Genomic DNA, 8070 nt, shown 5'->3' with positions numbered 1-8070 from the left:
AGGATTGCCGCAGGAAAAAACAAGGGACCGCGAATTTTATTGGCAAGCTGAAGATGGTTCAAAAGTTTTAGCCGCAAATATTAAGGATGGTTATTTTGTCGGCGTTGGACTTATTCATAGTGACCAAACCCAAGAACTTATGACACAGATTGACGACGGTGCTGTGGGGCAACATCTCGTTTTACCTGTAGGAGGAGACCAACGTTATGTAGATTTTAACCTACGTGAGCGGATTGATTTTTACAACCAGAAACTGAGTGGCTATGAGTTAAAAGAAAGCAACTATGAGGAGCTATTCTCCGAACTCGAAAAAGAGGAACTGACCACAATTGAAGGGGAATTTATCTCCAGCTCAGTCTCGAAAATCCATCGCTCGATTTATTCTTCACGTTACGACCATAAGTATTTAAATGATAAGCTGGAAAGACGGATGATTTATCAAGTAGAATCACTCGTTCTTATGGCTGAAAAACTTGGGATTGCTAACAAGCAGGGTTTAATTGACAGAATCTGGAAATTGCTGGCAAAAAATCAAGCCCACGACAGTGCGGGCGGCTGTAATAGCGATAAAACCAATCGTATTATTCGTGAACGCTTTATCGAAGCAGACCAACTGTCTTATTCCATAGTCGACTACTTGACCAGAAAAATCAGTGAGTCACAGAAAAAAGTTTGTGACCACCAAGTCAGCATTTTTAATACCCTGCCTTGGGAAGTAACTAAAACAGTAAAAATTAATGTCTCTACTGAGTTTAAAGATATCCAACTGAAAAACACGGCAGGAGAAGCGCTAAGTTTTGATGTTCTGGCAAGAAATAAAGAATATTCTGGTGAAATCAGACGCGAAGAAACTGCTCAAGATCCGGATAAATATTATTATATTCATGAACTGGCTGTAGAAGTTACGGTTCCTGCGCTAAGTTTTGTGAATTACTTCGTTGAAGAAAGTCAACGGTCAAGCAAGGTCATCAGCGAAGACAAGCAAGATTATATTGAAAATGATTACTACAAGCTGAGCTATGAAAAAGGACAGCTTCATTTATTTGATAAGAAAATGCAGCAAAGTTATGACAACATCTTATCTTTTGAAGATGGTGGTGATGAAGGTGATACTTACGATTACTCGCCAGCTCATGCAGATCGTGTCTTTGATTTGACACTTACGGGAAGTGAGCGAAAAGCTTTTTGTGGGGAAAATTATCAAGAGCTGATTTTGACTGGTACTTGGGACCTTCCCAAAGATTTGAAAGAACGTGCAGAAGGTATTTGCCAACAAAAACAAGACTACGAATTAAAAATTACCTTAAAAAAAGGGAGCAAGCATCTCGAATGCCATTTGACGATAGATAATCAAGCGCTGGACCATCGTATGCGTGCAGTCATCAATCTTCCTTTTGCTAATCAATATTCTTACACAGATACGCCTTTTGGTACAGTGAAGCGTGAAGCAGAAGATCCGCATTTGAAAGATTGGCAAGAAATCGGCTGGCGTGAAGAACCAACAGCTATTTACCCCATGCTAAAATGGGTTAATGCTCACGATGATAAAAACAGTTGGACGGTTTTTGCCAAAGGAATCAAAGAATATCAATTAATCGGGGAAAATCACCATCAGTTAGCTTTAACCCTCTTTCGAAGTGTCGGATTTTTAGGACGGCCTGATTTGCTCAGAAGGCCAGGTGTAGCTTCTGGTAATGCTTTTAAGTACATCCCAACACCTGATAGCCAATTGTTGGAAAAATTAACATTCAAATTTGCCATAAGTTTAGAACAGGATTATAACCCCGCACGACTTGCTAAAAGTTACCTTGATTATGCTTTATCCTTGCCTTTCTATCAAATTCAGAGTCTAAATCTTTTTACAACGACTTTAAAATATTTTGTGTCAAATACTTTGAAAGAAAAAATTTGCAGTCCCCAGAATATCAGCTTGAAAGCACCTGACCTTGTCTTTAGTTCACTCCGTAAGAATAAGCTTTACGGCGGTTGGGACTTACGGGTGTATAATCCAAGTACCCAAGCTGTTCAGGGTGAGAATTTTATTCTGTCAGAGCAGGAGCTTCGCTATGAGTTTGTGGACCTGAGGGGAATCGCGCTGACCGAACGACAAAAAAATAGTAAAATTAATCTGGGAGATTTTAGAGCAGGACAGATTAAAACTGTTCATTTCATAGATTGAGGAAGAATCATGAAGGAAGATATTTTCATATTAATTGAATCGCACCGTCTGGAATTAACCTATGTTGAGGAGATTATAGCCAACTATTTTATCAGTAAAAAGGCACCGCTGAATATAGATAAATTAGCACAAACACTAGCTGTATCAAAGGCCTCGATTACTCGCTTTTGTAAAAAGATTGGTTTGGATAATTACAAGGAACTCATGTTTTTATACAACCTTTCCTTGGATAAAAAAGAAGAGCCATCGATTTCATCGGCAGTGACAGCTATTTATCACGCTTTAGCCACACGAAGTGACAATGCTTATTCTGAGGTGGAAGTGGACAAGCTGTGCGCTTTAATAAAAAATCATAACATCATTCATTTTTTTGGAAAGGGCTTTAACAGTTATACAGGAGCTGATTTTTCATTCAAATTTTCACGATTTGGCAAGTATGTTCGTGTCATTTCAGAGGAAAAGTCAATCTTAATGTCAGCAGAATTTGCCCGTGAGGGTGAAATGATACTCGTGGCATCCTTGAGAGGAATAGACAGCAATCTTCTTGAAGCGATGACCATAACAAAGGAAAAAAATATTCCGATAGCACTGATTACTTCCAATCCTAATTCTGACTTGATTAAACAAGCAGATATTACACTAATTTCAGCGGGCTTAACACATGAAGAATCTATCGGTAATATCTCACCACAAATTCCGATTTTGATTCAATTAGACATACTTTACGAACGCTATCTTCATCTCTTTTCTGATTCTGTAAAGAAATGGATAAAATCTGAAGAAATTTTACATAAAAATAAAAAATAAGAAGGTTTAAACATGAAAAAATTTCCTGAAGGATTTTTGTGGGGTTCAGCTTTATCTGGTCCACAAACTGAAGGTTATTCTCTAAAAGAGGGTAAATCTGCTTCTACATGGGATTACTGGTTTAAAGAAAACCCTGAAAGATTTAATGAAAAACAAGGCCCAGAAATAACTTCTAATCTTTACGAAAATTACGCAGAGGATTGCCAACGGATGAAAGCTATCGGGCTTAATTCGATTCGTACCTCTATCCAATGGACGCGACTACTTCCTGACGGTAAAACGCTCAACCCTCAAGCAGTGGTTTTCTACAGAGATTATTTTACAAAAATGAAAGAAAATGGTGTCAAGCCAATAATTAACCTTTTTCATTTTGATATGCCCATGTGGTTGATGGATAAAGGTGGGTGGGAAATCCGAGAATCTGTTGAGGCTTTTCGTTTTTATGCCCAAACAGCTTTTGAATGCTTTGGTGATTTAGTTCAGGATTGGACCACTTTCAATGAACCAATGGTTCATGTGGAATGTGGTTATTTACAAGGCTTTCATTATCCTGCAATTGTTGATATCAAAAAAGCTGTTCAAGTGGCTTATCATACCTTAATGGCACATGTAAAAGCTGTTCAAACCTTTAGAGAACTTATGCCGCAAGGATCCATCGGTATTATTCTGAATGTATCTCCGAGCTATGCGCGCAGTCAGTCAGCAGCAGACTTAAAAGCTAAAAAAGCCGCTGATTTAGTCAATATAAAAAGCTTTCTTGATCCTGCGGTGCTTGGAAAACACAACACTGATTTGGTTGAACTTCTCAAAAATAACCAACTCTTACCTGAAACATTGCCAGAAGATGAAAAAGATGTAGCAGCCAATACAGTAGACTTTATCGGTTTAAATTATTACCAACCGAGTCGCGTTCAAGCACCTGAGAATGCGAGCTTCCCCGCTAAAACCTTAGATGATTTTTACCAGCCTTATGATTGGCCTGAAAAGAAAATGAATCCTTATCGTGGGTGGGAAATTTACCCGCAAGCCATTTATGATGTAGCAATGATGATGAAAAAGGATTATCATAATCTTCCTTGGTTTGTCAGTGAAAATGGTATGGGTGTAGCTGATGAGGAGCGGTTTATGGATGATTCAGGCATGATCCAAGATGATTATCGCATTGAGTTTATGAAGGAGCATCTCAGTTATCTTCATCAAGCCATTGAAGAAGGAAGCAATTGCTTTGGTTACCACACGTGGACCTTTATTGATTGTTGGTCTTGGCTGAATGGTTATCGCAACCGCTATGGTTTTTATCGGGTTGATTTGGAAGACGATTATAAACGTTCCGTGAAAAAGAGCGGACTTTGGTATAAGAAATTAAGTGAGTATAATGGATATGAAGAATAATGGACATAATCTCGCCGTGTTTGATATTGGCGGCACAGCAGTAAAATATGGTTTATGGGATGGAGAAAAAATCCTGAATAATGCTTCTTTTAAAACACCTGAAAGCTTTGAAAAGCTTACTGCGAAGATGGGCAGTATTATCAAGGACTATCCACAGCTTAAAGGAATAGCGATATCATCTCCAGGCGCTGTCAATACAGCGAAAAGAAGGATTGAAGGAATCAGCGCCGTACCCTATCTGCACAACCGTCCTATATTTGATGAAATTGAACAATGCTTTGACTTGCCCGTAGCTATCGAAAATGATGCCAATTGTGCAGGGATTTGTGAAATTGATTATGGTGCAGGAAAAGAAGTCCAGAATGCTGTTTTTTTGGTCATAGGTACAGGAGTAGGTGGAGCTATCTTTATTAACCGCAAGCTTTATAAAGGTGCGCATCTGTTTGCTGGCGAGTTCGGTTTGATGAAAAACACGAAGCATAAAACTTTTAGCGAAACCGGACCATTGGTTAAAGCTGCGGAAACTTATTCCAAAGAGACAGGGCAGAAAATTTCAGGTAAGGAACTGTATGACTTAATGGATCAAAAAAATCCTCAAGCTACTTTACTTATCGAAAATATGCTGGAGATTATTTCTGATTATTTATATAATATCCAAGTTTCGCTTGATCCAGATACAATTATCATTGGTGGCGGAATGTCAGCGCGGAAAGATTTGCCAGAAATCCTTCAGAAAAAATTAGCAGAACGTCTTCAAAACTATGATATAGCTCATATCCTGCCAAGAATTGAAAGTTGTCATTATATGAACAATGCAAATCTGATTGGGGCAGCTTTAAATTTTTACACTATTTTTCCAAAAGTTCAGAGATGATTTGACAAAAAAACTAGCGCTCTATATACTTAAAAGAAAAGGCTTTATAGAGGTAAAGAATATGGCAAGCACTGATCGTGTAAAACAGATGAAATTTGAAACCGTTTATCCGCTTTACTTGGCAAAAGTAGAGAAAAAAGGACGGACAAAAGAAGAATTAGATGAGATTTTGACTTGGTTAACAGGATATACGAATCCTAGCCAGCTCACGGGTAGCTTGGGGCAATTGATTGAAAATCAGCCTTTTAATGACAATGCGCCTCTTATTACTGGAGTGATTTGCGGTGTTCGTGTAGAAGAAATCGAAGACAACTTTATGAAAAAGCTACGTTATATGGATAAGGTAGTAGATGAACTCGCCAAAGGGAAAAGTCTGGAAAAGATTAAAAGAATAACCTTATAACTCGTGGACATAATGAAGCTTTATGTGTCCAGACTGAGTCCAATTCTTGCATTTACTAAGGGAATTTGTTATTATTAAAGAACAATATTGAATATGAATTCCCAAAGGGGAGTAGCGTCGGTGCAAACCGAAACAAAGTCGTCATTCCGTGAGCATTAATCTCACCGGCTTTGTTGACATGGATATGACATGTTTAGCAAGACCTTTGCCAGATTTGGCAGGGGTCTTTTTAATACGCTACATACAAGCATTGAAAGATGTTCATGCTGGAGGGAAAATCATACTATCTATCGATCACCGTAGCGTCTTATTCGTTTCGAATCAAAAAATATTGCTTTTGATATCAAACGTCATATTTAACTATTGGAGAAGGAGCTAAAATGGAATTCTACAACAAAGAAACAGAGCTTGTCCTTGAGGAATTGCAGACAACCGTTGAAGGTCTAACGGAGCAAGAAGTCAAAGAAAGACAAGAACGAGACGGCTTTAATGAGCTGAAGAGTAAAGACAAAGTTCCAACTTGGAAAATTTTACTGGACACTTTTAAAGACCCGATGGTTATTGTCCTGCTGATTGTTACCATTGTTCAGCTGGCATTAGGCGAAGTGGTTGAAGCCTGCATCATTCTTGGTGTAGTATTAATCAGCTCAATCGTCACTGTGATTCAAACCAAAAAAGCAGAAAGTTCATTGGATGCCTTGAAACAAATTTCGGCGCCCCATGCAAAAGTGTTACGTAATGGTGAAAAAATAACGATTCCAGCACGTGAACTTGTTGTGGGTGATCTTGTCTTGCTTGAAGCAGGGGACTTTGTTCCTGCCGATGGACGTGTCTTGACTTGTAAGAGCTTGCGTGTAGAAGAAGGCATGTTAACAGGTGAGTCCGAAGCAGTTGAAAAGACAGATGTAGCGCTTGAAGGGGAACTTCCTTTAGGCGACCGTAAAAATATGCTCTACAGTGGAGCGCTCACTGTTTATGGGCGTGGAGAATTTATCGTTACCGGTACCGGAAGTCAAACAGAGATTGGTAAAATCGCCACGCTCCTTGAAACGGCTGAAGATAAACAAACACCCTTGCAACAAAAACTGGAGAAATTCAGTAAACAACTGGGTATTGCTATCCTGATTCTCTCTGTTGCTATCTTTGCAATTCAAGCGGCACGTATCTTCTTTGCTGGAGACGGTGCAAATATTGAAGTGAAGATGTTAGATGCCTTCATGTTTGCTGTTGCTGTCGCTGTTGCCGCAATTCCAGAGGCACTTTCTTCAATTGTAACGATTGTCCTTTCAGTAGGTACAAACAAAATGGCAAAACAACATGCTATCATTCGTAAGTTGCCTGCAGTTGAAACTTTAGGTTCAACAAGTGTTATCTGTACGGATAAAACAGGGACATTAACCCAAAACAAAATGACGGTTGTCGATTACTTTTTACCTACAACCACAAAAGAAACTTTCCCAGATCAGCCAGAAACTTGGACGACGGACGAAGCACTACTGATTGAAGCAGCTGTCTTGTGTAATGACTCAAGTATCAATGAAGAAGGGCAAGAGCTCGGCGATCCAACAGAAGTTGCACTTATTGCTTTTAGCAACAAGGTAGGTAAACCTTATCAAGAACTTCGTGAAGCTTACCCTCGTTTAGCAGAACTTCCTTTTGATTCTGACCGTAAGTTGATGTCAACGATTAACCTTATTGATGATGAAAAACTCATGTTGACTAAGGGTGGACCAGACGTGATGTTTGCACGTTGTTCGAAAGTTCTTATCAACGGTCAAGTCCAAGACTTTACTGAAGAATTAAAAGCAGAATTCCAAAAACAAAATGAAGCATTCAGTAACAAAGCACTCCGTGTTTTGGCTTATGCTTACAAACCTTTGGCGCAAGACAAAGAAGTTCTGGATTTGGAAGATGAAAATGACTTGATCTTGATTGGTTTAACAGCCATGATTGACCCACCACGTGAAGCTGTTTATGATTCAATTGCGGAAGCGAAAAAAGCAGGTATCCGTACAGTGATGATTACGGGTGACCATAAAACAACAGCGCGTGCGATTGGGCAAGATATCGGTCTCTTTGGGGAAAACGACATTGCTGTGACTGGGCAAGAATTAGATGCTATGTCAGAGCAAGAGTTGGATGACAACTTGGCGAAAATCTCTGTTTATGCGCGTGTGTCACCGGAAAACAAGATTCGTATTGTTCGCGCATGGCAGAAGAAAGCAAATGTTACTGCGATGACTGGTGACGGAGTTAATGACGCCCCAGCCTTGAAACAAGCCAATATTGGTATTGCTATGGGTTCAGGGACAGACGTTGCCAAAGATGCATCATCAATGATTTTGACCGATGATAACTTCGTTTCTATTGTTAATGCTGTAGCGGTTGGACGTACAGTCTACGATAATATCAAAA

Annotated in this window: 6 protein-coding genes and 1 riboswitch; all 6 genes read left to right on the top strand. The window is 39.3% G+C overall.

Annotated features, from left to right (window positions below; translation table 11 throughout):
* Positions 1-2179: glycoside hydrolase family 38 C-terminal domain-containing protein (locus LACDD01_RS03330; protein WP_231863363.1), on the top strand; the 2179-nt coding region annotated here is incomplete at its 5' end.
* A gap of 9 nt (positions 2180-2188) precedes the next feature.
* Positions 2189-2986, top strand: a complete 798-nt coding sequence (locus LACDD01_RS03325; protein WP_061413205.1) for a MurR/RpiR family transcriptional regulator — start codon at positions 2189-2191, stop codon at positions 2984-2986.
* A 12-nt stretch (positions 2987-2998) separates the two neighbouring features.
* Entirely contained in the window at positions 2999-4378 is a 1380-nt protein-coding gene (locus tag LACDD01_RS03320; RefSeq protein ID WP_061413204.1) for a glycoside hydrolase family 1 protein, read from the top strand.
* Positions 4362-5252: an ROK family protein gene (locus LACDD01_RS03315; protein WP_061413203.1), complete on the top strand. Its 891-nt coding sequence runs from the start codon at positions 4362-4364 to the stop codon at positions 5250-5252. Before LACDD01_RS03320 ends, LACDD01_RS03315 begins: the two co-directional genes overlap by 17 nt.
* Before the next feature lie 61 nt (positions 5253-5313).
* Complete coding sequence (locus LACDD01_RS03310; protein ID WP_019293543.1) at positions 5314-5655, top strand: DUF2200 domain-containing protein; 342 nt, start codon at positions 5314-5316, stop codon at positions 5653-5655.
* Positions 5656-5749: 94 nt separating this feature from the next.
* Positions 5750-5849: riboswitch (yybP-ykoY riboswitch) on the top strand.
* Positions 5850-6035: 186 nt separating this feature from the next.
* The coding region (locus tag LACDD01_RS03305; protein ID WP_061413202.1) for a cation-translocating P-type ATPase at positions 6036-8070 on the top strand (2035 nt) is incomplete at its 3' end.

It is taken from the genome of Lactococcus sp. DD01, assembly GCF_001578715.1.
Taxonomy (GTDB): domain Bacteria; phylum Bacillota; class Bacilli; order Lactobacillales; family Streptococcaceae; genus Lactococcus; species Lactococcus petauri.
Note: the sequence above shows the minus strand (reverse complement) of the source record. Positions and strands in the feature narration are given on the sequence as shown.